The organism is Pseudoalteromonas sp. OFAV1, assembly GCF_021532595.1.
Taxonomy (GTDB): Bacteria; Pseudomonadota; Gammaproteobacteria; order Enterobacterales; family Alteromonadaceae; genus Pseudoalteromonas; species Pseudoalteromonas lipolytica_C.
Window position 1 is genome coordinate 35,534 of sequence record NZ_JAKGBG010000005.1, and the last position, 24,832, is coordinate 60,365.

Annotated in this window: 21 protein-coding genes and 1 pseudogene; 15 read left to right on the top strand and 7 right to left on the bottom strand. The window is 41.0% G+C overall.

Features of this window, described 5'->3' with window-relative positions; all coding sequences use genetic code 11:
* The first annotated feature begins 2 nt into the window (after positions 1–2).
* The 3 genes from aroB to L1267_RS04345 are packed head-to-tail and all read left to right on the top strand — an operon-like array spanning position 3 to position 3,354.
* The gene (gene aroB, locus L1267_RS04335) at positions 3–1,073 is read left to right on the top strand and encodes a 3-dehydroquinate synthase (protein ID WP_235382197.1); all 1,071 of its coding nucleotides are present in this window, start codon (positions 3–5) and stop codon (positions 1,071–1,073) included.
* Complete coding sequence (locus tag L1267_RS04340) at positions 1,073–2,449, top strand: AAA family ATPase (RefSeq protein WP_235382198.1); 1,377 nt, start codon at positions 1,073–1,075, stop codon at positions 2,447–2,449. The genes aroB and L1267_RS04340 overlap by 1 nt, the downstream gene beginning before the upstream one ends.
* A gap of 53 nt (positions 2,450–2,502) precedes the next feature.
* Positions 2,503–3,354, top strand: coding sequence for a Dam family site-specific DNA-(adenine-N6)-methyltransferase (locus tag L1267_RS04345; protein ID WP_138557075.1), 852 nt, complete (start codon positions 2,503–2,505; stop codon positions 3,352–3,354).
* Here the strand turns inward: L1267_RS04345 and L1267_RS04350 are convergent.
* Entirely contained in the window at positions 3,317–3,502 is a 186-nt protein-coding gene (locus tag L1267_RS04350; protein ID WP_135922739.1) for a DUF2970 domain-containing protein, read from the bottom strand. The two genes, L1267_RS04345 and L1267_RS04350, sit on opposite strands and share 38 nt — an antisense overlap.
* Before the next feature lie 4 nt (positions 3,503–3,506).
* On the bottom strand, positions 3,507–3,803 hold the full coding sequence (locus tag L1267_RS04355) for a hypothetical protein (RefSeq protein WP_135922738.1): 297 nt from the start codon (positions 3,801–3,803) through the stop codon (positions 3,507–3,509).
* A gap of 333 nt (positions 3,804–4,136) precedes the next feature.
* On the opposite strand from L1267_RS04355, the gene rpe reads away from it, so the two are divergent.
* The 3 genes from rpe to trpS are packed head-to-tail and all read left to right on the top strand — an operon-like array spanning position 4,137 to position 6,540.
* Complete coding sequence (gene rpe, locus L1267_RS04360) at positions 4,137–4,820, top strand: ribulose-phosphate 3-epimerase (RefSeq protein WP_135922737.1); 684 nt, start codon at positions 4,137–4,139, stop codon at positions 4,818–4,820.
* Positions 4,820–5,485, top strand: a complete 666-nt coding sequence (locus tag L1267_RS04365; protein WP_235382199.1) for a phosphoglycolate phosphatase — start codon at positions 4,820–4,822, stop codon at positions 5,483–5,485. The genes rpe and L1267_RS04365 overlap by 1 nt, the downstream gene beginning before the upstream one ends.
* A gap of 50 nt (positions 5,486–5,535) precedes the next feature.
* Positions 5,536–6,540 (top strand): tryptophan--tRNA ligase, encoded by a 1,005-nt coding sequence (gene trpS / locus L1267_RS04370; RefSeq protein WP_063699907.1) that lies wholly within the window; start codon positions 5,536–5,538, stop codon positions 6,538–6,540.
* Between the two features lie 134 nt (positions 6,541–6,674).
* On the opposite strand, the pseudogene L1267_RS04375 reads toward trpS, so the two are convergent.
* The 4 genes and pseudogenes from L1267_RS04375 to uvrA form a co-directional block, all read right to left on the bottom strand.
* Positions 6,675–7,568 (bottom strand): annotated as a pseudogene (locus tag L1267_RS04375) (TraB/GumN family protein).
* A gap of 54 nt (positions 7,569–7,622) precedes the next feature.
* Positions 7,623–7,814 carry a hypothetical protein gene (locus L1267_RS04380; protein ID WP_135922734.1) on the bottom strand — a complete coding sequence of 64 codons (192 nt, stop codon included), beginning with the start codon at positions 7,812–7,814 and terminating at the stop codon, positions 7,623–7,625.
* Between the two features lie 303 nt (positions 7,815–8,117).
* A complete protein-coding gene (locus tag L1267_RS04385) occupies positions 8,118–9,176 on the bottom strand; it encodes a hypothetical protein (protein ID WP_235382200.1) in 1,059 nt (352 codons plus the stop codon).
* Positions 9,177–9,188: 12 nt separating this feature from the next.
* The gene (gene uvrA, locus L1267_RS04390; RefSeq protein ID WP_235382201.1) at positions 9,189–12,008 is read right to left on the bottom strand and encodes an excinuclease ABC subunit UvrA; all 2,820 of its coding nucleotides are present in this window, start codon (positions 12,006–12,008) and stop codon (positions 9,189–9,191) included.
* Between the two features lie 162 nt (positions 12,009–12,170).
* Between uvrA and L1267_RS04395 the strand changes: the two genes are divergently transcribed.
* From L1267_RS04395 to L1267_RS04410, 4 genes are all read left to right on the top strand, one after another.
* Positions 12,171–13,538, top strand: coding sequence for an MFS transporter (locus L1267_RS04395; RefSeq protein WP_199527303.1), 1,368 nt, complete (start codon positions 12,171–12,173; stop codon positions 13,536–13,538).
* Positions 13,539–13,558: 20 nt separating this feature from the next.
* Complete coding sequence (gene ssb / locus L1267_RS04400) at positions 13,559–14,251, top strand: single-stranded DNA-binding protein (RefSeq protein ID WP_135922730.1); 693 nt, start codon at positions 13,559–13,561, stop codon at positions 14,249–14,251.
* A gap of 289 nt (positions 14,252–14,540) precedes the next feature.
* On the top strand, positions 14,541–16,529 hold the full coding sequence (locus L1267_RS04405; RefSeq protein WP_235382202.1) for a methyl-accepting chemotaxis protein: 1,989 nt from the start codon (positions 14,541–14,543) through the stop codon (positions 16,527–16,529).
* Between the two features lie 364 nt (positions 16,530–16,893).
* Positions 16,894–18,606, top strand: a complete 1,713-nt coding sequence (locus tag L1267_RS04410; RefSeq protein ID WP_199527305.1) for an EAL domain-containing protein — start codon at positions 16,894–16,896, stop codon at positions 18,604–18,606.
* Between the two features lie 9 nt (positions 18,607–18,615).
* Here L1267_RS04410 and L1267_RS04415 read toward each other — a convergent pair whose 3' ends face one another.
* Positions 18,616–19,539, bottom strand: coding sequence for a 1-aminocyclopropane-1-carboxylate deaminase/D-cysteine desulfhydrase (locus L1267_RS04415; RefSeq protein ID WP_442960549.1), 924 nt, complete (start codon positions 19,537–19,539; stop codon positions 18,616–18,618).
* Positions 19,540–19,744: 205 nt separating this feature from the next.
* Between L1267_RS04415 and L1267_RS04420 the strand changes: the two genes are divergently transcribed.
* The 5 genes from L1267_RS04420 (at position 19,745) to L1267_RS04440 (ending at position 24,831) form a co-directional block, all read left to right on the top strand.
* Positions 19,745–21,772: an SUMF1/EgtB/PvdO family nonheme iron enzyme gene (locus L1267_RS04420; RefSeq protein ID WP_235382203.1), complete on the top strand. Its 2,028-nt coding sequence runs from the start codon at positions 19,745–19,747 to the stop codon at positions 21,770–21,772.
* 132 nt (positions 21,773–21,904) lie between these two features.
* Positions 21,905–22,948, top strand: coding sequence for a rod shape-determining protein (locus L1267_RS04425; protein ID WP_054552787.1), 1,044 nt, complete (start codon positions 21,905–21,907; stop codon positions 22,946–22,948).
* Positions 22,948–23,790, top strand: coding sequence for a rod shape-determining protein MreC (gene mreC / locus L1267_RS04430; RefSeq protein WP_054552786.1), 843 nt, complete (start codon positions 22,948–22,950; stop codon positions 23,788–23,790). The genes L1267_RS04425 and mreC overlap by 1 nt, the downstream gene beginning before the upstream one ends.
* On the top strand, positions 23,783–24,262 hold the full coding sequence (gene mreD / locus L1267_RS04435) for a rod shape-determining protein MreD (RefSeq protein WP_135922714.1): 480 nt from the start codon (positions 23,783–23,785) through the stop codon (positions 24,260–24,262). The genes mreC and mreD overlap by 8 nt, the downstream gene beginning before the upstream one ends.
* Entirely contained in the window at positions 24,262–24,831 is a 570-nt protein-coding gene (locus tag L1267_RS04440) for a Maf family protein (protein ID WP_135922713.1), read from the top strand. Before mreD ends, L1267_RS04440 begins: the two co-directional genes overlap by 1 nt.
* The last annotated feature ends 1 nt before the right edge of the window (position 24,832 follow it).

Genomic DNA, 24,832 nt, shown 5'->3' on the forward strand with positions numbered 1-24,832 from the left:
CGATGCTTGAATTAACTGTTAATTTGGACGAGCGAAGTTATCCTATTTATATTGGTCAATCTGCTCTTAAAGACACAGGTCGATTACGCGAACACATTGGCGATTGTCGACCTATCATTATCACCAACGACACCATTGCACCTCTATACCTTGATGATGTAATGGCGTCATTGGCTGATCTTAACCCGTTATCTTTTTCTATACCTGATGGTGAACAATATAAGTCACTAGAGTGGTTTGAGAAAATTTCGGCATTCTTACTCGAACATAACTGTGGTCGTGACACCTGCCTTATTGCATTAGGTGGTGGTGTTGTGGGCGACTTAACCGGTTTTGTTGCTGCCTGTTATCAACGCGGTGTGCCTTTTATTCAAGTGCCTACTACCTTGCTATCACAAGTTGATTCATCAGTTGGTGGTAAAACTGCTGTTAATCATCCGCTTGGCAAAAACATGATTGGTGCGTTTTACCAACCGCAAGCCGTTTTTATCGATACCCAATCACTACATACTTTACCTGAGCGAGAGTTCGCAGCAGGCATGGCTGAAGTGATCAAGTACGGTTTAATCTATGACACAGAACTATTTGCTTATTTAGAGCAAAATATCGCTAATCTTAAATCACTCGATGAGCAAACATTACAGCATGTTATTTATCGTTGCTGTGAAATCAAAGCCTTGATTGTTGCGCAAGATGAAAAAGAAGCAGGTTTGCGTGCGTTATTAAACCTGGGTCATACTTTTGGTCACGCTATTGAAGCGCAAATGGGCTATGGTAATTGGTTACACGGCGAAGCTGTTGCTGTTGGGATGGTGTTAGCAGCACGTTTAGCGCAAACTCGCGGTGATTTAACTGCAGCTGAAGTTGAGCGCATAGTGCAATTGATTGCTCATTACGATTTACCTGTTGATATTCCAGCTGAAATGACTAGCGAGCAGTTTTTAACGCATATGCGTAAAGATAAGAAAAACAAGAAAGGCACGATCCGGTTTATTCTTCCTACCCAATTTGGTCAGTGCGCGCTGGTAAGCGATGTTACCGATCAGCAGGTTTGTGATTTAATAGCGCGCTAATGCAATCGCAAATATTGCCTAGCCGTGCTGCGCTAGTTGATCGAATCGCTCTGCAGTTTGAATATGGGCAGAATTTAATTTGCTTACTTGGCCCTTCAGGGCTAGGTAAAAGTTACTTACTAGAAACATTCATCACTGATAAGTACGCTGAGTTTAACAAAGCATTTGTACAATTGTCTGGCAAAATGACAGATCAACAGCTGCTTACAGAGCTACTCGAACAAAGCTTTAGTAACCCACTTATCGATCATACCCAAACGTTATCAGAAAACTTTTATAACCTGTATAAGCAGCAACCTTGTGGTGATTGCTTGTGGGTGATTGATGGCGGGCGTCATTTATCTGAGGAGATGGTTCATCAACTCGAGATACTGGCAAAGAAAAGCCCAAGTACCTTATATATTTTGATAGCATCTCAGTCTGTTGGGCAATTCACACAAGCTGTTGAAATTCACCTAGAGGCACTTAATCTTAGTGAAAGTAAGCAGTTGATGCGTTGGTTTTTCGATAGCCTTCCGGTAGAAGAAGATCCTGTTTTTCGAACCTTTTTGCAAGAAGCTCATGGTAATCCTGCATTATTACTTGCATGGCAACCAGATCAACAAACTGCAGATATTCGCCCTCCAGAAAAGAGCTACAAACCGTTGTATTTAACTCTGTTGTTAATAACAACTATGTTATTAATTATTGGCTTTTTGTACAAAGCAGATATGACCCAATGGTGGAAAGAACATTATCAACAAGAGGAGAGTGCCACTATTGCTACGGCTCTCCCAGCAGAAAAGGTTACTGCGGCTCAACAGAACAGCGATGAAACGCTATCAGAGCCGAGCAGTGCGTCAATAGAGCTTGATAATAATACTGTGACAGTTCAACAGTCAGAAGCTTCAGCAGTAAGCCATGAAAATAATATTGCTGCAATTGTTGATAGTCTTGCTAGTGCAAAACCTGAAGAGCAACAGGCCAAACCAAGTAGCGAAGAAATTGCCGCAGTATTGACTGACGACGACTTAAATCCTCCTCTAGCTGATATTGAGGCCGTTAATACTGAAACAGTTGAAAAAGCGCCGACAGTGAGTGCAAATGCATGGTACTTAGCAGAGCCAGACGAGCATTTTGTAATACAGCTGTTAGCTGTTACTAAAAAAGAAATCACTGATAAGTTTATTACAGAGAACTCATTAGAAGGGCAAGTTAATACGTATCAAACTTTGCGAGGTGGCAAAGTGTGGTGGATTGTAACTTATGGTAGCTATGCCACCTTAAACGACGCGAAAAATGCGTTATCGACACTACCGAATAAAGTGCGTAAAAATCAGCCTTTTTATAAAAAAATAAGTAAAATTAAGCAAGAAATTGCTTCACAGGATCAGTAAATTAAAACTGATTAGTGTAGAATCGCGCAATATCGAATTGAAGTTAAGAGCAGATGCAGCAAAAGACCAGAGCCTTCCTTAAATGGGCAGGTGGAAAATACAGCCTAGTTGAAGATATTCATGCCCGCTTAAAACAAGCGAGTTTGGATGCTGATACTTTAGTTGAACCTTTTGTTGGCGCTGGCTCTGTATTCCTCAATACTGACTTTAAGCATTATATTTTAAATGATATCAATGCTGATTTGATCAACCTGTACACAGAGCTTAAACGCACGCCGGATGAATTTATTAGCGATGCAAAAAAGTTATTTGTTGAGCTAAATAATCACCCAGAAGCTTACTACGAATACCGTGTTCAATTTAATCAAAGCAGTGATGTATATGAACGTGCAATTTTGTTCTTATACATGAACCGTCACGGGTACAACGGCCTATGTCGTTATAACCTAAAAGGGATTTTTAATGTTCCTTTTGGAAAATATAAGCGCCCATACTTTCCAGAGAAAGAAATGAATTTCTTTGCTGAAAAAGCGCAACAAGCAACTTTTACCTGCTTAGGTTATGACGAAGTGTTTAAGCTTATTCCTGAAAACGCAGTAGTGTATTGTGATCCACCCTATGTACCACTCAGTAAAACGGCGTCGTTTACTTCTTACGCTAAAGGCGGCTTTAATTTAGATGACCAAGCTAACTTGGCTAATTTAGCTGAGCAGGCTGCATTCGAAAATAATACGCCCGTACTTATTTCTAATCACGATACAGTGTGGACTCGCAAAATCTACAGCCAAGCATCACTTGATGAGATTAAGGTGAAGCGGACAATAAGCCCTAAGGGTGGTTCACGAAATAAAGTGAATGAATTGATGGCTATGTATTTAGCACCAAAGAAACCGCGAAATAAATAGCAGCAATAAAAATAATAAACAAAATGACTGCAATCACAATGATAGCCAGTGGTGAATGCTCTTTGAAGTCAGCTTGACGTTTTTGCTCTGACTGCACACCAAAAAATGCCGCAAAGACACTTTGTAATGCACTAATAAAGCTGCTCATGTAATTAGAATTTTGAGCTTAAACTACTAACGTTCTTTGACTCTTCGCTACTTGTTAAAAGCTCAAGTAAATCGAGGTAATGGAATTGTGCGCTACGGCTGTCACCAGTCAACCAAGAAAACCATCCAGTTTCTTGTTCTGCTTTCATACATTGAGCAGAAGATGATGATGCGTTTAGCGTATTGCATGAGCAACCAGACGCCGTTGCTAAAAACTCGTCTTCATCGGCAGATGAAAAAGATACAAACGTAGCAACAGTAAGTGCGGACGCGATTAAGATCCCTATTTTAAAAGCACGCATGAGAATAACCCTTGTTTGTGTTATTTAAACAAGCATACCTAATAATTGCTCAAATAACAAACTTAATTCATGCTGAATTGATTAAAAAATTAATAAAATTAGCGCGTTAAAGTTAATTTTATGTTTAATTTTTGTTTTGTTTTTTGGTTCTTTTGACATGTTTAATCGGTTTAGGTAGCAGGTCAGCTAGTTAATAGTTCTTATATTCGAATGATCTTAAAGGCTTTCTACTATTTAGCTAAGTATTTACCCTGTGTCGTACTGTTTTAATCAGTAAGCGATTAGGTTACATTAAGCGCTCCTTTAGCGTAGCAAATTATTATTGGATCTCTCATGTTAGAAACCTTACAAAAGTATTTAATAGCCCCTTCAATTTTATCGGCTGACTTTGCTCGCTTAGGTGACGATGTCGATCGTGTTCTTGCAAGTGGTGCTGACGTTATACATTTTGATGTAATGGATAACCATTACGTGCCTAACCTCACATTTGGACCAATGATTTGTAAAGCGCTGCGAGATTACGGCATCACAGCACCAATTGATGTACATCTGATGGTAAAGCCCGTTGACCGCATTATTCCTGATTTTGCTGAAGCAGGGGCGTCGATTATCAGTTTTCACCCAGAAGCCAGTGAGCATATAGACCGCACTTTGCAATTAATTAAAGATAACGGCTGCCAAGCGGGATTAGTGTTTAATCCTGCAACAAGTTTAAGTTACCTTGAACATGTGCTTGATAAAGTTGATGTAGTGCTATTAATGTCGGTTAACCCTGGCTTTGGTGGCCAAAGTTTTATTCCACATACTCTCGAAAAGCTCCGCCAAGCACGTAAAATTATTGATGCTTCAGGTCGCAATATTCGTTTAGAAGTTGATGGTGGTGTCGGTGTTGATAACATTGCCGAAATAGCAGAAGCGGGCGCTGATATGTTTGTATCAGGCTCTGCAATTTTTAATCAACCAGATTACAAAGCGGTCATCGATGCGATGCGCAGCGAACTTGCGAAGGTTGAATAATGAAATACGATGCGGCATTTTTCGATTTAGATGGCACCTTGGTCGATAGCGTTTATGATTTATACATTGCGATGAACCTGACTTTAACCGATTTAGCGTTTCCGGTTGTTACACAAAAGCTAGTAGAAAGCTGGGTCGGCAATGGTATTGAAACCTTAGTTAAGCGTGCTTTGAGCGGTGACATGCAAGTAAGCGAGCATTTGGATGAAGCCCTTGCAGAGCGTGCTATTAATTTGTTTTATCAGCACTATGACCAGGTTGTGGGTGACTATAGTGCGCTTTATCAACATGTTGAAACGGGGCTTGCTGCACTTGCTGGTGTTCCTAAGGTGGTGATCACCAATAAGGCACGTCGTTTTACCGAAAAGCTACTTGATAAACTCTCATTGACCAGTCATTTTCAGTTTATTGTCTGTGGCGATGATATGGCAAAAAAACCATCACCTGAACCATTGCAATATGCTTGTCAGCAACTCGATGTCAGCCATGAAAAAGCGGTTATGATCGGCGACTCAAAAAGTGATATTTTGGCAGCAAAAGCTGCGAATGTTGACGTTGTTGCACTCGGTTATGGCTATAACCAAGGTGAAAACCTCGCTGATTTCAATCCAGAGTACCTCTGCGAGAATTTCTTAGATATAATACCCGTTCTTACCCAAAGGTAAGTGCATTTTAAATTCGTCTTTTTAGTTTAGTAAAAATATAAAGGAACATCATGAGTAAACCAGTAGTGTTAAGTGGCATTCAGCCAACCGGTGGTATGACAATAGGCAACTATGTTGGCGCTATTAACCAGTGGCTTAAGCTACAGGAAGACCACGAAAGTTTCTTTATGTTAGTAGATTTGCACGCCATTACAGTTCGCCAAGATCCAGAGCAATTACGCTCGCGCGTGCTGGACGGTATTGCGCTATATGCTGCATGCGGTATCGACCCAGAGAAAGCTGCGTTATTCGTGCAATCTCAAGTGCCAGAACATGCACAGCTGAGCTGGGTATTAAACTGTTACGCGCAAATGGGTGAGCTTAACCGTATGACGCAGTTTAAAGATAAGTCATCTAAACATGCGAATAACGTGAATGTGGGCTTATTCTCTTACCCAGTGCTGCAAGCGGCAGATATCTTGTTATACCAAGCGGATCAAGTGCCAGTGGGTGAAGATCAAAAGCAACACCTTGAATTAACACGTGATATCGCAACACGTTTTAACAACCTATACGGTGACGTGTTCAAACTACCTGAGCCGTATATTCCTGAGTTCGGCGCACGTGTAATGAGCTTACAAGATCCGCTGAAGAAAATGTCTAAGTCAGATGAAAATCCAAACGGTTACATCATGTTATTGGATGAGCCGAAGAAGATTGAAAAGAAACTGAAAAAAGCAGTAACCGATTCAGACGAACAAGCACGTATTTACTTTGATCGTGACGAAAAACCAGGTGTATCTAACCTACTTACTTTATTATCAGTTGCAACTAAGCGCTCAATCGAAGACTTAGTTCCTGAATACGAAGACAAAATGTATGGTCACCTGAAAAAAGACACCGCAGCAGCGGTTGTTAATATGATTGAGCCAATTCAAGCACGCTTTAAAGAGATCCGTGAAGATCAATCACTACTTGATAGCATTATGAAATCAGGTGCTGAAAAGGCGAGTATTCGCGCTGAAAAAACATTAAAAGCTGTGTACGATGCGGTAGGTTTTATTCCTCGCCCGTAAGCTTGCAACAAATAATTGAAATAAAAATACCGCTTAACAGCGGTATTTTTTTTATTCATTAAAAACTCAGCACAATTAAAACAGTAAAAAAACACATCAGCGCGGCAGCAGTTTTGTCTGTTTTTTCCATTTTTTTATTCCTCATCTGTGTTCAACTGTTTAATTGCATAGCCTTTATTTTTTAATAGGCCTAACAAGCTATCTTCACCAGCCAAATGGGCTGCACCAACGAGCACCAGCTCTTTTTGATGATTAGTAAAATAGCGCTCTATCTTACTAAGCCAGGTTAAATTACGTTGCTTAATTAACATTTCATAAGTAAGGGGATCACGTTGTTTTAGCGGTAGGGTAGTAAGCTTAGCCATTGCTTGCATATCGCCATTTCGCCATGCATCGAGCATTTCAACATACAGTTGCTGGAAGTCAGAAACTTGTGCCAATAGTGATTCTATAAAGGCATTCTCATCTTCATTGCCTCATTGTTTAAACAAATTTAACTGGAAAGCTAAGGTTTCAAGGTAAGCTATTTTTTTATTATCTTGTTTGGCCAGTTTCGCAAGATAGCTATCGACGCCCTCACCTAAGAGCTGCTGTTTTTGTAACTCTAACGACATGATTAGCAAGCTCACCATAAAAGGTCGAAAGCTATCCAGTTCATAGAGATGCATGCCATAGCTATTAAGCTGTAATTTTAATTGTTGCTTAACTTTTTCTGTCAGTTTGCTACTTAAGGTTTCACCTGCTTGATAGCTAAGAGCTTTAAGCAGGGTTAGTTGTGCCGAGCTATCGCTTGGTGCAGGTACATCGGCTTCAAGCACTAAGGTATCTATCAGTTTATAAGCCTGATTAAATTCAGTGGGAAGTGGCAGCTCTTTAGAAGGTAAAATATGAATTGAACCAGCAAGATAAATATATTCATCACCTTTACTTACCTGCCAAATGGCACTTTTAGCGATGCTAAAACTACTTGCTAATAAGCCTGATGTAGCAATGAATGAGATGAGCAAGTATCGAGTTAATGTTTTCATTATTTTAGCCTGTTAATTGATGAGGTTTGCCCAGCATGCTGGGCAAACTAGCTGTTAGTTATTGAGCTGTTGTTCAATTTGGTGATCAATTTTATTGTTCATTTGCTCAATAGAGGCGGCTATAGATGTCTCTAACTGTTGATCTAGTTTTTGAGCACCTTGATTATTTAGTAAAGTGTTCGGTGCTGTAATAACGAGTGCAGCGACTGCTAGTAGTGGCATCATTTTTAAAATTGAATTGCTCATAATGTAATTCCCTTAATTGGTTGATTGGTTTTATCAACGAGGCAAAAGTGGTTGGTAGCCCGTTGATGGAAACTACAATAGCGAGGAATTCGGATAGAGTCGCTTATCTAGTTCTAAGCGATTTATTTATAAGGTTTTTAAAATTTAATTCAAACAATTTCAATGGTTTAAATCCAATCCTTATGGGCCGAAATAAGGTTTTAAAGGATATTATTTTTGAGGGTTTGCTTTATCGAGGGCTATTATTCTTTCACTGGCTGGCAGAAGCGCAGCAAGCCTCATTAATAAAAGAGGATTACTGCGTTACTTTGCAACAGGGGTAACACCTGGCGAGTCACACGCAATGACTTCAAATCGATAGCCATATTCAGCATTGTGATCAGGGGTTACTTGCACTATTTCGTAATCATTCAGCTCAACAGCTTTACTGTTTTCAGCCTTTAAACAGCGCGAATAACTATCGGCCTCAAAGCTGTAAGCAAACATGGCAATTAAGCGTTTGCTGCGCTCAAAGTAACCCTTACTATCCAAAAACTGACGTAGATTTTCAGCCGTTTCGTTATCAGCTTGTATGTTTATATCACGGCTAGGTACCTGAGCTTCTTCGTTGATGTCAGGAATTTGTTGCTCAATTTTTTCACTGAGTTCTTCAACCGCTTTTTGCTGCTCTTCACCTGACTCTTTGGCAATGACTTTGCTATCGATAAAGGTACTGACCATGTTGTCGAGCACTTCTTCAGGTGGCTTGTCATCAAGAAACGAAATTAAGTTAATAAATACTACGGTTGCTAAAATAAAACGCACGATGGCGGTTAATAGCGGCGAATAGCTTTGACTTATAAATTTAACTCGCTCAGAGCCAAATGGTTTTATCAGCAATAGAATAAAAATATAAAAAGGCAAAAAGAGTTGAAATAACAATAATGTACCTAGTGTTATTCCCAGCGCCCAAGGCGGTAAATATAACAGTGTGGCAAAGTTATGTGTGTAGTTAAAATGATTGGCAGAAACATGGGTTACATCATTTACTATGCCGCTTGCACCTGCCAACACAAAGTTAGCGATACTAGCATAGAAGATTAAAATCAGTGCCTTGCCGGCAAGTGAATGCCAAAGTTGATTAAATTTAGGCCAAAATTCAATAACAAGCGCAATAATGGTGATGGTGGCACTTAACCAGCCTGATGGCACAACAATCAGGCTGCTTAATGCCAAAAGATAGAGCTTTTGTGCGGTACTTAAGTTAAACCAAATGGCTTGTAAACGTTCAACCAACCTTGTTTTATGAGGTTGCCAGCTACGTTGCTGTTGTTGAAACTGTTTATTAGCGCGCCATTTTGCAATTTTTAAATACCTACGCACGCAATATCCTTTTTATAGTAGTGGTTTTAAGTACCTGCCTGTGTGTGAACGCTCACAATCGGCGACGTCTTCAGGTGTACCAGAAATTAAAATTTCACCACCGCCAGAGCCACCTTCAGGGCCTAAATCGACAATCCAGTCTGCGGTTTTGATCACATCAAGGTTATGCTCAATAACAACAATGGTATTACCGTGATCGCGTAAGCGGTGCAGTACTACTAATAATTGCTGAATATCAGCAAAGTGTAAACCCGTAGTTGGTTCATCAAGGATATACAGTGTTTTACCGGTATCGCGTTTTGAAAGTTCACGAGCCAGTTTCACACGCTGTGCTTCACCACCTGAGAGGGTTGTTGCAGCTTGACCTAAGCGAATATACGACAAGCCAACATCCATTAACGTTTGCAGTTTACGTGCAATGGCCGGGATTTTATCAAAGTAGTCACGGGCATCTTCAACGGTCATTTCGAGTACTTGGTGAATGTTTTTACCTTTGTACTGTACTTCTAGGGTTTCACGATTGTAGCGCTGACCTTTACATACATCACAAGGCACATATACATCTGGTAAAAAGTGCATTTCTACCTTGATCACGCCATCGCCTTGGCAAGCTTCACAACGGCCACCTTTAACGTTAAAGCTAAAGCGACCGACTTTATAACCACGCGAACGGGCTTCTTGAGTGCCTGCAAATAGCTCACGAATACCGGTAAAAATACCAGTGTAAGTTGCAGGGTTTGAGCGCGGAGTACGGCCAATTGGGCTTTGGTCAATATCAATCACTTTATCAAAATGATTCAATCCCTTAATTGACTTATACGGTGCTGCTTCTGCGGTCGTTGCGCCATTTAACTCGGTATGAGCCAGCTTAAATAAAGTGTCGTTGATAAGTGTCGATTTACCTGAGCCCGATACACCTGTGATACAGGTCATTAAGCCAAATGGAATACGTAAATCAACGTTCTTTAAGTTGTTACCTGTGGCACCAAATAGCTCAAGCCATTTTTCGTTGGTTTGATGGCGAGCCGCCGGTACTTCGATTTTCTTTTCACCAGAGAGATACTGACCGGTGATAGAATCTTTACTTGCTAGAATATCATCATGGGTACCTTGTGCAATAACATGGCCGCCATGAACACCAGCACCTGGGCCGATATCGATAATATGATCGGCAGCGCGAATGGCATCTTCGTCATGCTCAACCACAATGACGGTGTTGCCTAAATCACGTAAGTGAATAAGGGTTTTTAGTAGGCGGTCGTTATCGCGTTGGTGCAAACCAATTGATGGTTCATCCAGTACGTACATAACACCAACAAGGCCTGCACCAATTTGGCTTGCTAAACGAATACGCTGAGCTTCACCACCTGAGAGGGTGTCAGCGCTTCGCTCAAGTGATAAGTAATTAAGGCCTACATTAATTAGGAAAGATAAACGGTCGCGAATTTCTTTGAGGATTTTATCGGCAATTTGGGCACGCTGACCAGTTAGGCTTAAGCTATCAAAAAATGCCATGCTTTCACCAATACTCATTGTGGTGATGGCAGGTAGATTGGTTTGGCCAATAAATACATGGCGAGCTTCTTCGCGTAATCGAGAGCCATGACAGCTTGGACACGCTTGGCTCGTTTGGTATTTAGCGAGCTCTTCGCGCACCGAGTTTGATTCTGTTTCGCGGTAGCGGCGGTTCATATTATTTAAAACGCCTTCAAACTCGTGGTTACGCGTAATTAAATCGCCACGGTCATTGCGGTAATTAAAAGCAATTTTAGTCTTGCCTGAACCTTCAAGAATAACTTTTTGTGCTTCTTTACTCAGATTTTGAAACGGCGCTTCTAAATCAAACTTGTAATGCTCCGCAACGGCTTGCAGCATTTGGAAATAATAAAAGCTGCGTTTGTCCCATCCTTTAATTGCGCCGCCCGACAAGCTTAGCTCTGGGTTTTGCACTACACGGTTTGGATCAAAATACTGACGTACACCTAAACCATCACAGCTTTGGCATGCACCTGCTGGGTTATTAAACGAGAATAAACGCGGTTCAAGCTCGCCCATTGCATAGCCACAGGTTGGGCAAGCAAAGTTAGCTGAAAACAGCATGTCTTCGCTAAGAGAGTCATCCATTGCCGCTACATGAGCTATACCGCTTGAAAGCTCAAGCGCCGTTTCGAATGATTCAGCTAAACGCTGTTGTTGGCCATCTTTTACTTTAAAGCGGTCAACCACAACTTCGATAGTGTGCTTTTTATGAAGCTCAAGGGTTGGTGGATCTGATAAGTCACAAACTTCGCCATCGATACGGGCACGAATAAAGCCTTGGCTTGCAAGTTGCTCAAGCAGCTTAACATGTTCACCTTTTCGGTCTTTCACAACTGGTGCTAATAGCATTAGCTTGCTACCTTCAGGTAGCGCTAAAACCGTATCGACCATTTGGCTGATAGTTTGTGCTGCAAGTGGTAAGTCGTGAGTAGGACAGCGTGGCTCACCTACACGGGCAAATAATAAACGTAGGTAATCGTAAATTTCGGTGATGGTTCCGACTGTTGAGCGCGGGTTATGCGAGGTTGATTTTTGCTCAATAGAGATTGCAGGCGATAAACCTTCGATGTGATCCACATCGGGTTTTTCCATCAGCGATAAGAACTGCCTTGCATACGCAGAGAGTGATTCAACATAACGACGTTGCCCTTCTGCATAAAGCGTATCAAACGCTAAAGACGATTTTCCTGAACCAGATAGGCCAGTGATAACTATCAGCTTATCACGGGGAATGGTTAGGCTGATGTCTTTTAAATTGTGCGTACGGGCGCCTCGGACTTCAATGTTTTCCATGCTATCTCGTTTTGTTACCTAATTATTTTTTCAGTATCTCACAATACGCGATAAGATTAATCCTTGATCAAAGAAAAAATCATCACTCACAGGTGATTATTTAGTTTTTGCTTGTGGTAGAATCCACGCTCACATTTTAACAGACAGCAAGATCAGTAATTCATGACAGCATCTTCACTCAACTCTCGAGAAAAACGCGCTGCCGTTTCGTTGGCGAGCGTATTTGCATTTCGCATGCTTGGCCTATTTATGCTGATGCCAGTATTGGCAATTTATGGTCAGCAGCTAGAAGGGTTTTCGCCACTATGGATTGGCTTTGCTATCGGTGCTTATGGTTTAACGCAAGCTGTATTACAGATACCTATGGGCTGGTTATCGGACAAAATTGGTCGTAAAAAAGTCATTATTGGTGGTCTTTGTGTGTTTGCGCTTGGTTCTGTGATAGCGGCAACAGCTGAGTCAGTACAAATGGTGACGTTAGGGCGTGCATTACAAGGCATGGGCGCAATAGCCAGTGCATTGTTAGCACTGGCTTCTGATCTAAGTCGTGATGAACAGCGTCCAAAAGTAATGGCCGTCATTGGTATGTGTATTGGTATGAGCTTTGCCGTTGCTATGTTACTTGGGCCAATAGTAGCCGCATCATGGGGTGTTGCAGGAGTATTTTGGCTTACCGCAGGGCTGGCGCTTTTAGGTATTTTTATCGTGTTGTTCTTAGTGCCCAATGCAGTTAGTAAAGCCCCAAAAGGCGATACGCTTGCAACACTTGATGACATTAAGCAACTTATTAAACACCCACAATTAGCGCGCCTTGATTTTGGGGTGATGCTGCTTCATCTTACATTAACTACCGTATTTGTAGCATTACCAGGTCAGCTTATTAAAGATGGATTGATTGCAGATCATCATTGGTATTTATACATACCTGTATTATTTTTAGCATTTTTCTTGATGGCACCTATGATGATAGTGGCGATTCGCAAAGAAAAAGAAAAACAAGCATTCATTGCTTCAATCGCACTGCTGGTGTTAAGCATGTTAGCCATGTCGCTATGGGTTGATTCGGTGATTGGCATTGGTATTTGTATGTTGGTTTACTTTATTGCTTTTAACTTTTTAGAAGCCACCATGCCAGCTCTTGTTTCGCGTATTGCCCCTGCAAACCAGAAAGGTTCTGCGATGGGGGTGTTCTCATCAACGCAGTTTTTTGGTGCCTTTTTAGGCGGTTTATTGGGTGGCTATGTTGCTCAAGCATTAAGTGCGCAAGCAGTGTTTGCGGCAGCGGCACTTGTTGGGGTAATATGGCTTATCATTGCTTGGAATATGCAAGTCCCACCAAGAAGTAAAATAATTAGCTTAATGACCGAATTAAGTTCAGAGCAGCAAGCACAAGCACTTGCTTCTCGTCTTGTTGCTTTACCGGGCGTCATTGAAGCAACGGTTGTTTGTGATGAAAATCGCAGCTATTTAAAGATTAATGACAAAGAATTTGACCTAGACCAAGCACGTAAAGTTGCTGGTTTAATCTAACGTTTTATAGGAGAAGTTCCATGGCACGCGGTGTGAACAAAGTTATCTTGGTTGGTAATTTAGGCCAAGATCCAGAAGTACGTTATATGCCTAATGGCAATGGTGTAGCGAATATCAGCATTGCTACGACTGATAGCTGGAAAGATAAAAACACAGGGCAAATGCAAGAGCGTACTGAATGGCACCGTGTTGTGTTATTTGGCAAACTAGCTGAAGTTGCTGGTGAGTATCTTCGCAAGGGCTCACAAGTTTATATTGAAGGCCGTTTACAAACGCGTAAATGGACTGATCAATCAGGCCAAGAAAAATACACCACAGAAATCGTGGTAGATATGGGCGGTCAAATGCAAATGTTAGGTGGCCGTGGTGGCGATCAACAGGGTGGCGGCTATCAAGGTGGTCAATCACAAGGCGGTTACCAAGGTGGTCAACAGCAAGGTGGCGGTTACGGTGGTGGCTCACAACAAGCACAAAGCAATAATAGCTATGCACCACAGCAACAGTCTGCACCAGCACCACAGCAACAACGTCCACAGCAGTCAGCGCCGCAACAACAAAACAATAACCAATACGGTGGCGGTTATGGTGCTCCACAGCAAAGCAGTGCACCACAACAAGGCGGTTTTGCTCCTAAGCCACAAAATGCACCACAAGGCGGCGCATCAAACCCAATGGAACCACCAATCGACTTTGATGACGATATCCCGTTCTAGACAAAGACAAAATTGAAAATGTATAAGAGAGCCGCTAAATAGCGGCTCTTTTTTTAACTAAAAATAATGTTGAAAAATAACTTAGGATGCATGCTGGCCGCACAAATTTACCCACTCATTTTGTCCTTTACTTTGCATTGAATCGTTTATCTTTTAATTGAGTCTGTGAAGCTAGGATTAGTGCTTACGTTCTTTTTTATGGCTGCAAGTATGCCTGGAGCAGAGTTACAAATACTGGCGATATCAATCGTATGGTCTAAGTTTAATAAAAAACTTTATTCCTACACCCATGAAAATACTTAGTAAGATAAGCTTTCAACAAGCGCTAGCAGCAGTGATTGCATTTGCTTTGGTTGTGATGCTTACAACATCTTATATTGTTATTGATGCGTCCCTGCAAAAAAAGCAGCTTGTGAGTCAAGATGCTGAATTTATCAGCGAAGTATTGATGATAGATAAAATAGCGCATGAAACGGCAGTCGAAAGGGGATTAACTGCTGGCTTTATTGGTTCAGGGTATCGCAAAAACGGTGACAAAGTTGCTAAGCAACGCTTGATTGTTGATAAAGTTTTTAACGAATTTTCTAATTATACTCAAACGAAAAAACACTCAATAGCCCTATTTACTGCAGTGTTAGAAAAGCACAAAAATATAAAAGCGTTAAGAGAAAATATCGATAGGCAGCAAGGAAAATCAGCGTTTGCCGTTTATTCTAATGCCAACCAGTTTATGTTGGATGTTGCTAACAGCCGGGTTTCACACATTAGACAATCCGAAGCAATCTCTTCAGGTTTAGCTATTATCAGAATGTCTTTGTTAAAGGAGAGGTTAGGCCAGATTAGAGGAAAGGTGAATGGTATTTTATCATTACAATCAATATCTAAAGATAGTCAGGTTCAAGTTGCTGGCTATTTTAATAATATTGAAGAAAGTTTGGCTATGCTCGCTTTAACACTCACCGCAAAAGAAGATAAAGCATGGCTATCAGAATTGACTAATTCACAAGCCTTTAAAGGTATTAAGGCAATTATCGAAAACCTAAATCAAGAAAGTGGCAAGCTGGCTTTGTCTTACCCAGAACCTTCGGACTGGTTTAGTTTGTCAACGGACTTAATTGGCAAAATTCACAAGCGTATTACTGAAAAACAAAGCGCGTTAGAGTCGCTTATCGAGGAAAAGCACGTTGATGCTAAAATGGAGGCTGTGGTAACGGTAGGTCTTGCGATATTTTTTATTACTTTTTTTATCGCCTTCGGTTTATTTGTAATCAAGGCACTTGCTAAAAAAGTTAGAAAAGTACGAGATTTAATTGGAAAAATTGCTTCAAGCCATGATTTAACAGTGAGGATTGATGACCAATCGAGTGATGAAATAGGTGCAATTTCTAGAAGTGTTGATGAGTTGGTAGATACCCTCACTAAGTTGATACGGCAAGTGCAACAAGCAAACAGCAGTAGCGAATCCAGTGTTAAATCATTAATCACTTTTGCAACAGAACTTTCAGAGTTAGTTGAGAGTGTTAATTCAACCACATCGGTGCTTCAAGATAGCTTCGCGAGGCTATCTAACCAGATCGAGCAAATTGCACTGTCAGCAGATGAAAGCTCTAAAAATACAGCAAAGGCAAATGACTTATCGAATAATACAAAGCAAATAATTGGCACAAATAAAGTGAGCATTAACTCACTATCTACGCTGATTCAGCAGGCTCATCAGCAATCAGATTCGTTAAGTGCAAAAACGAACAGTATTCAATCAGTGCTTGATACAATTTCGAGTATTGCTGAACAAACTAATTTACTAGCCCTTAATGCTGCTATTGAAGCTGCTCGAGCGGGTGAACAAGGGCGTGGTTTTGCTGTTGTTGCAGACGAAGTGCGGGGTTTAGCAACGCGTAGCCAAGATTCAACATCAGAAATATCTTCAGTGCTTGATGACATAAAGCAGCAAGTGCAACAACTTCAGGCGTATATGGAAAATACCTCTGAATCAACGCAGAAGGTGAGTGAAAATAGTGAAAATGCGCTCAAGAATATCGATATTTTGACAACTAATATCACTGAGGTGAGCGGCCAAACAAACATGGTGTCATCAGCGATTGAATCACAAAATCAGTTAGCTGAAGAAGCGAGTAAGGCAAGCCAAAATATCACTGAAAATATGCAGGAAGTACAAACCGAATTGGCGCTATTATCTAAATTGATAAAAGATTTAGAACAAGCTCAATATAAGACATCAAATGCTATAAATGTATTTAGAGTAAATACATCTTCATGAGCCTGGTGTGCATCAGCTACGCTGTCATGATGGCGCTTATTTTTGCGGGTAATGCGCATCTACGAAGGCTAAATAATAATGCCTTTCATCATTACAAACAGTTATCTTGGGGTTGATTACAGGTTACTGTAAAAGTTTGCGTATCTTTATTTAACTCTGTTGCAGAGATTCAGTTGCGACTTTTTGAATTGTTGATTACAAAATAATTCTCATTACCAGTAAATGCTAGGTTGTTAAATTTACGGAATTTTTGACAGCGTTGGTATTAGGATTCTTCTGAAATTACTTTTAATCAGCCTGTAGCCTTGTATTTATGGGGTTCTTGAACAACACTTTGTATATCTTTGGGCAACAAAATTGTGAAATGAAAAAAGACTTTGCTTCACAGATCAAGCGACCAGTGGTCATTTATGTGACGATTGTGCTTTTGCTTGTGGTTGTTTTTAACATTTTTCTTAATGATGTACTTCATGACAAGGTTCATCATACTGGCACTGAGCTGGCTAAAGAAGTATATGAATTAAACTTAGATCCTATCACCTCGCAAGACATTATCGCGTCTATTGTAAAAAGTCAGGGTTTTGTCTTGGATGTAGCTGACTTGCCGCAAAACTTTGCAAATTTTATTGATGTAGAGCAAGAAGTATTTAGTTATAAAACAGTCAGTTTACGATTGTTTCATTGGCCAGCTTGGTTACTAGAAAGCCACTTATTTATTCTATTAAACCTTATTTTACTAGCAACAGGCTATTGGGCTGGGCGTTGGTGGCGAAGTATGGCTAAGTCTACGGCTATTAAAGAGCAACCTGTTATCAAACCGCAAGCATCAGCAGATGCACAAATTGAACCCCAATTTAAATCACAAAAGCTAGCATCGCCAAGGCCTTTACCGCGACAAGACCTCAATATTCTTTATGGGGTGCCAACAAGTTATAACCATTTATTTGCTTTGTTCTTTTGGAAAACACCTTTTCCATCTAACCTGGATGTTGATAACTACTTTAAATTAGTAATTGCGAAAGGTTTTGGTGAGTTGGTTAATCGTTCCGTTAAGTTGCTTCCTTCAGGTGGCATCGCGGTTACTTTAAATAACATCCCTGCAACTGAGCTTGATAAATACACCAAACGGCTTCATCAAGTTATTTACCAAGCGTGCTTAAACTATCGCAGTGATTTATCACGTGCTGATGTCAAGATCGGTGTTTGTAATTACCGAACAGGAGCAGACCAAGCTGTTGTATATCAGCTAACTAAATCAGCATTGGCTATGGCTAAACAAAGTGCATGGCAACATATTCATCGCTTGCCGTTCGGGCATACCCAATCAAGCATGTTAGCAGACAGTAAAGAGCACTTGTTTGAGTACATTAAAAACAAACATTTTATGTTGTTTTTTCAACCTTTGTTCGATTTACAAACAGGTGAAATTTTACAGCATGAAGCGTTAATTCGCATTCGCCATAAAAATTTGGGGTTATTGGCAGCTCGGCATTTTATTCCTCACATGAGCAGTAAAAATGACGTGTTGTTTTTAGATAAAATCGTTATTACTCAAGTGAAGAGAATACTCTCTAACGAAGCTGGTGCAATCACAGTCAGTATAAACCTACATGCTATGAACTGGTTCAATGACAAGTTTTGGGTTTGGTTTAAAGAACATATGAGTGACTATGAGGGAATTAGTAAACTTCAATTTGAACTCAGTGAAGATGATTATCTACGCCAACATAAAAAATTAATCTCACAGTTTAAGTGTTTAGAGAAACTGTCGGCTGGTGTGGTAATTGATAACGTGAGAAGTGCAGAGCACTTAGCTACTTATGCGCAGCTTAATAATATACGCAGTATTAAACTGGCCTATGAGCTAATACATAATATAGATACAAATGCTCAACAACAGAAGATCGTAAAACAGATTATCAATAAGGGCAGCGAATTAAGCTTTCCTGTTTATGCGGTGGGGGTCGAGACGCAAAATGAACTTGCGACCCTCAAAAACTTAGGGGTGGTTGCAGCTCAAGGCTTTTACTTTGCTGAGCCCTTACAAAAGTTAGCAGATATAACACCGCATAGCTAATACAGCTAATTAGTCGATTAAATTGCGGTATCGCAAGCCATCTAAACCTTGTAGCCCACCTGTATGAATCGCAATAATGTGTGTGTGTGGAGCAAAAAAGCCCTGCTCAATGAGTTGCCATAGTGCATACATCATTTTGCCACTGTAAATAGGTTCAAGAGGAATGTCGTGCTGGTGGTTAAATGCTTGACAAAACTGCCACAAATTAGCACTAAACTTGCCATAACCGCCATCATGAAAGTCACATAACAGCTGCCAGTTTTGTTGTTGTTTGGCGCGGTTGCTCAATTGTTTAATGTCAGTTATTAAATACTCAGCTTGCTTAAGTACAGCCACCCCTAATACTGTTGTACTTTGTGATGCGCCCTCAATTAAACCTGCTAGTGTTCCGCCACTTCCCGTAGGGCATATAATATAGTCTGCTGGGGGAAGGCTTTCGGCCAACTCTTTGCAGCCTAGAAGGGCTGCTGAATTAGTGCCGCCTTCAGGTAAAATATAAGCATTAGGAAATTGATGTTGTAATTCAGCTAAGTAATTTTGATCATGCCTCAACCGGTAAGTAACACGGTCAACTGGATGTAAATTCATGCCACATTGCTTTGCATAGCGCAGTGTTGGATTTTCGCTATCAAGTTCGGGACCCCGAATTATACCATGAGTAGTAAAACCAAATAGTTTCCCCGCAGCAGCGCTGGCATGGATATGATTTGAAAAAGCACCACCAAAAGTGAGTAATTCAGATTTTCCAAGTTGTTGCATTGCGGCTAAATTAAACTTTAGTTTACGCCACTTATTGCCACTAATTTGCGGGTGAATAAGATCATCTCGCTTTATGGTGAGCTGAATTTTACGAGCAGCCAATAAGGGATGGTTTATGGTTTGTAAAGGTGACTCAAAAGAACTATACACAGCAGCAATTTTAATAAAAAACACGCTCTATTGTAGCAAACTGATCATCAACTAAGAAATTAAACTAAAATGATTTTGTTATTTACTGGCATCAACTAAGGTAATAGTTGTAAACTCAGATAATAATTGAACAAAGCTTGTGTTTTGCTTTCCAAGTACATAGCATAAGAGTTTAATTATAAAAAAATAATAATGACCAAATAATTGCCGCTTTTTGGGAATGGAATATATGCGAATCGCTCCTTTATCTCTATTTATTTCAGTTAGTTTGCTAGCAACTAGTGCATTTGCACAAGATACTGCTACGGTAACTGGTATAGAGTCAGAGATCAGTAAAAAACAAGCCGAGTACGATAACTCGACTGTTATCCTTGAAAAACACCTAAAAGAAGAAAGTCAGTTACAGAAGCAACTCGAATTATTGCGCGCACGCTCGACAGAGTTAGACAAAGAAAAAAACCAAGCGCTAGATGCAATGAACGAGATGTATCGCCGACTTATTGATGATCCAACAATAGACATTAGCAATGCACAAGCACGCTATCAAAAGGCAGTTGTTGATCACAAACAGAATAAAGATGATATTTCGATGCAATTGGCGGCAATTGCATCGCATAGAAAAGACATTGAGCAAATTCGCGTAGCTAAACATACCCAACTCAATACATTAGAAAGTTTAAAAGAACAACTCGCAACGGCGCGTGTTGAGCGTTTACGTAATGAGTTTACACGTGAAGGTACATTAGAAGTTAATCACACCATCAATTGTAAACGCACCGAAACGCTTGCTGCCTGTGAGCAGCGCGGTCAGCAAATGGGCTTGCAAAAAGCAACTAAACGTTTTGTTGATCAAATTTTTGCTAACTTAACTGAAGAGCGATTGGTTGAACCAAAACGCAATCTTGCGGGTGCGCAAGTTAAGGTGTTAAGTAGCCATGTTGTCAACAGTGCATTTAGCGGTCAAGGTAACTATAACGTCAACTTAAGCGTGACCATGCGCGGTGATGTAAATAGCAGCCGCTTATGTAGTTTACTTAATTTAGATAACCGATTCTGCGCTGATTATGGCTCGCCACTTGCAGGCAACTATCAGTCTAATTACTCGGCATCTTACCCTGATAGTCAGTTAACATTCAGTGACCCTTTGGATAATAGTCAGGTGGTATCGGTATCACGTATGACTAATGAGCCTGTTAGCGATTATTCATCAAAAAAGCCAGTAAAGGTTGAACCGTTACCTGATTTGAAAAAATCTAAAATGGTTGAGCTAACACTTCGTTCTAATGTGTATGATGATGAAGTGTTTATCGATGGCGTGAGTTTTGGTGCGACAAAATTAACCACTTCGTTGCCTGTAGGTTTTCATGAAGTTGAAATTCGCAAGCGTGGTTATAAAAGCTATAAAGCGCGTATTGATCTTCGCAAAGCGCAAACAATTCATGCAAATTTGGTAAAAGAACCAGAGCCAGTTGTTGCAGCGGTTACAGCAGCTGAAAAACCAGCAACGTCTTCACCAGTTGCAAGTATCGTCAATAAAAACAATTCAGCAGGTATCGTTGTTATTCCTGCAGGCAAATTTAAGATGGGCGATATTAACGGCAATGGTTTAGCCAACGAGCGTCCAGTGGTAGAAAAGACCATTGCTAATTCGTTTGCAATGCAAAGCAAGGAAGTGACTGTTGCAGAGTATGAGCGTTTTGTTGCAAATACAGGTTACAAAACAGAAGCTGAAAAAAATCGTGGTTGTGCTTATTACTTAAATGGTGAACCAGTATGGGAAGCTACGTTAAATTGGCGTAACCCAGGTTTCGAGCAAGAAAGTGATTTTCCGGCGGTATGTTTAACCTATAACGATGCAAAAGCATACGCAGATTGGTTATCGGGGCAAACGGGTCAGTTATTTCGCTTACCAAACGAGGTTGAGTGGGAGTATGCTGCGCGAGCTGGTACTGAAACCGAGTACCCTTGGGGTAACGAAATCGGTAAAAACTTAGCGAACTGTGGTTGGTGTGGGAGCGAATGGTCAAATAAAAGCGCTGCACCGACAGGGTCGTTTTCTCCTAATGCATTTGGCCTATTTGATACAGTAGGTAATGTATGGGAATGGACATATAAAAAGCCAGGACAGTCTGATGTAACGGTTCGTGGTGGTGCTTGGAACTTTGCGCCTAGCTTAGCCCGCGTATCAACACGCCTAATTTTAGCGCCAGACTTTCGTGCAAACTATATCGGCTTTCGTTTAGTACGCGAGCGATAAATATTTAAAAAGGAAGCGCTATAAGCTTCCTTTTTTAGCAATTAATTTAAGGCAGTTGCGCTTTTTCATGATTAGCATGATAGAGTGAGAGCAGCTAGTATAAGAACGTATTTTCAAAGGTCATCCAGCCTCATGTTTAAAAAACTCCGTGGTATTTTTTCAAACGATCTATCGATCGACTTGGGTACAGCCAATACCCTAATTTATGTAAAAGAAGAAGGTATTGTATTAAATGAACCTTCTGTAGTTGCTATTCGCCAAGAGCGAGCTGGTGGCCCGAAAAGTGTGGCATCAGTGGGTACAGAAGCAAAGCAAATGTTAGGCCGTACACCGGGTAACATTAAAGCGATTCGTCCTATGAAAGACGGCGTTATTGCTGATTTCTATGTGACCGAAAAAATGCTGCAACACTTTATCAAGCAAGTACATAACAACAACTTTATGCGTCCAAGCCCGCGTGTTCTTATTTGTGTGCCTTGTGGTGCTACACAAGTAGAAAAACGTGCTATTCGTGAATCAGCGATGGGTGCTGGTGCACGTGAAGTGTACCTAATCGAAGAGCCAATGGCGGCTGCAATCGGTGCAGGTTTACCTGTATCAGAAGCAACGGGTTCTATGGTTGTTGATATCGGTGGTGGTACAACTGAAGTTGCTATTATTTCGTTAAATGGCGTGGTTTACTCTTCATCTGTACGCATCGGTGGTGACAAATTTGATGAAGCTATCATCAACTATGTACGCCGTAACTTTGGTAGCTTAATTGGTGAAGCAACGGCTGAAAACATCAAGCATCAAATTGGTTCGGCGTTTAAAACAGATGAGCCTATTGAAATTGAAGTACGTGGTCGTAACCTTGCTGAAGGTGTTCCGCGTTCATTCACACTGAACTCACACGAAATTCTTGAAGCGTTGCAAGAGCCATTAATGGGTATTGTGAGCGCGGTTATGGTTGCGCTTGAACAGTCTCCACCAGAGCTTGCTTCGGATATTTCTGCACACGGTATGGTATTAACCGGTGGTGGTGCATTATTAAAAGACCTAGACCGTTTATTAATGGAAGAAACAGGTATTCCGGTCGTGGTTGCTGACGATCCATTAACTTGTGTTGCTCGTGGCGGCGGTAAGGCGCTAGAAATGATTGATATGCACGGTGGTGACGTATTTAGCTACGACTAATGAAGTTACTTTTTGGTCGTACCATCTCTTTGCAACTGCGACTTTTTGTCGCAGTGCTTTTGAGTGTCGTGCTGATCGTGGGCGATCGCTACACACAAGGTGGTACAACAATTCGCACCAGTTTAAATACCCTAGTTAGCCCACTTATTTATCTCGCCAATTTGCCGTATGAGCTATTTAGTATTGGCGCGAAGAATCTGCACACCCGCGAACAGCTTTTAACTGAAAACGAAGCACTTAAGAAGAAGCAGTTATTGCAAAGCGAGCAACTCCAACAACTGCAATTTTTATCTCGTGAAAACGATAAATTACGTGCTTTGTTAGGTTCATCTGCTAAACAATCAAATCGTAAAATTATTGCCCAGGTATTGTCTGTTCACTCAAACCCATATAGTCATCAAGTGGTTATTAACCGCGGTACTACCGATGGCCTAAGTGAAGGCCAAGCAGTTATTGACGAAATGGGTGTGGTAGGGCAAATCACCCAAGTTGGTTCGACTACTTCGCGCGTGTTGTTAATGACCGACACTACCCATGCCACACCTGTGCGTATTTTACGTAACGATGTACGTACCGTGGTTGAAGGCATAGGTAAAATTAATGTAGTTAAGCTTTCGCACGTTCCGCACAGCCTTGACGTACGTATTGGTGATATTTTGGTTACCTCTGGCCTAGGTGGCACTTTCCCTGAAGGTTATCCGGTTGCTGTAGTAACTGAAATTAACCGTGACGAAGGGCGTCCTTTTGCGCAGGTATATGCTGAGCCAATTGCACAACTTGACCGGATTCGCTTGTTGGTTGTGCTGTGGCGTAATCAGCAGGAGAGCATAAGCAATGAATAGTCGTCACTCTTTGCTGATTGCTATCAGTATTTTCTTTGCATTGGTTATGGCGTTAATGCCGTTACCGATTTCGTTTGAGCCTTATCGCCCAGATTGGGTGTTAATGGTATTAATGTATTGGTCGTTAGCGGTACCACACCGTTTGAACATTGGTACAGCTTGGGTGGTCGGTTTATTAATGGACTTAGCTTCAGGCTCACCACTGGGTGTAAACTCACTGACTTACTCAGTGTGTATATTTATCACTGCTAGTAACTTCCAAAAGATTAGAAACTTTTCTTTATGGCAGCAAAGCATTTTAGTTGCTTTGTTTTTAACGCTTTACCACCTTATGCAGTTTTGGCTAAATCACTTTTTAATGGGCATTTATTTTAGTCCGCATTATTTGTGGCCTGTGCTAACAGGTATGCTTTGCTGGTGGTGGATTTTCTTAATTTTGCGTAAATATCGCCGTCATTTCAGGATTAGATAATGCAGACCGCAATTTATTTGGCGTCTGCATCACCGCGCCGAAAAGAGTTGCTCAGCCAGCTTGGCGTTGAGTTTTCTCAATTTAGCGTTGATGCAGATGAAAGCCAATTTCCGAATGAATCTCCTCGTGATTATGTTGAACGCTTAGCTAGACTCAAAGCACAATCAGGTGTAGCTATGGGCTACACTGATCGCCCTGTGTTAGGAAGTGATACTGTAGTCGTCATTGATGATACAGCCCTAGTTAAACCTGTTGACCAAGCAGACTTTACAGCCACTATGCAGCGCTTATCTGGGCGCACCCATCAAGTGATGACAGCCGTTGCAATTGCAAATAGTGAGCAAGTAAAAAGTTGTGTTGTTGTCACTGATGTGACATTTAAAAAGTTAAGTGATGAAGAAATTGATGCTTACTGGCATTCGGGTGAGCCCCAAGATAAAGCTGGCGGTTATGGCATACAAGGCTTAGGCGGACGCTTTGTTAGCCATATTTCGGGTAGCTATTTTGCGGTGGTCGGCTTACCTTTATATGAGACTGAACAGTTATTAAATGAATTTTTAAGAGGGTAAC

Coding starts and splice junctions, on each gene's coding strand:
- L1267_RS04345 (WP_138557075.1), top strand. CDS start 2,503: ATGCAGCAAAAGACCAGAGCCTTCCTTAAATGGGCAGGTGGAAAATAC.
- L1267_RS04425 (WP_054552787.1), top strand. CDS start 21,905: ATGTTTAAAAAACTCCGTGGTATTTTTTCAAACGATCTATCGATCGAC.
- uvrA (WP_235382201.1), bottom strand. CDS start 12,008: ATGGAAAACATTGAAGTCCGAGGCGCCCGTACGCACAATTTAAAAGAC.
- L1267_RS04440 (WP_135922713.1), top strand. CDS start 24,262: ATGCAGACCGCAATTTATTTGGCGTCTGCATCACCGCGCCGAAAAGAG.
- L1267_RS04405 (WP_235382202.1), top strand. CDS start 14,541: ATGAAAATACTTAGTAAGATAAGCTTTCAACAAGCGCTAGCAGCAGTG.
- L1267_RS04395 (WP_199527303.1), top strand. CDS start 12,171: ATGACAGCATCTTCACTCAACTCTCGAGAAAAACGCGCTGCCGTTTCG.
- trpS (WP_063699907.1), top strand. CDS start 5,536: ATGAGTAAACCAGTAGTGTTAAGTGGCATTCAGCCAACCGGTGGTATG.
- mreD (WP_135922714.1), top strand. CDS start 23,783: ATGAATAGTCGTCACTCTTTGCTGATTGCTATCAGTATTTTCTTTGCA.
- rpe (WP_135922737.1), top strand. CDS start 4,137: ATGTTAGAAACCTTACAAAAGTATTTAATAGCCCCTTCAATTTTATCG.
- aroB (WP_235382197.1), top strand. CDS start 3: ATGCTTGAATTAACTGTTAATTTGGACGAGCGAAGTTATCCTATTTAT.
- L1267_RS04410 (WP_199527305.1), top strand. CDS start 16,894: ATGAAAAAAGACTTTGCTTCACAGATCAAGCGACCAGTGGTCATTTAT.
- ssb (WP_135922730.1), top strand. CDS start 13,559: ATGGCACGCGGTGTGAACAAAGTTATCTTGGTTGGTAATTTAGGCCAA.
- L1267_RS04380 (WP_135922734.1), bottom strand. CDS start 7,814: ATGAGCAATTCAATTTTAAAAATGATGCCACTACTAGCAGTCGCTGCA.
- L1267_RS04365 (WP_235382199.1), top strand. CDS start 4,820: ATGAAATACGATGCGGCATTTTTCGATTTAGATGGCACCTTGGTCGAT.
- L1267_RS04350 (WP_135922739.1), bottom strand. CDS start 3,502: ATGAGCAGCTTTATTAGTGCATTACAAAGTGTCTTTGCGGCATTTTTT.
- L1267_RS04420 (WP_235382203.1), top strand. CDS start 19,745: ATGCGAATCGCTCCTTTATCTCTATTTATTTCAGTTAGTTTGCTAGCA.
- mreC (WP_054552786.1), top strand. CDS start 22,948: ATGAAGTTACTTTTTGGTCGTACCATCTCTTTGCAACTGCGACTTTTT.
- L1267_RS04355 (WP_135922738.1), bottom strand. CDS start 3,803: ATGCGTGCTTTTAAAATAGGGATCTTAATCGCGTCCGCACTTACTGTT.
- L1267_RS04340 (WP_235382198.1), top strand. CDS start 1,073: ATGCAATCGCAAATATTGCCTAGCCGTGCTGCGCTAGTTGATCGAATC.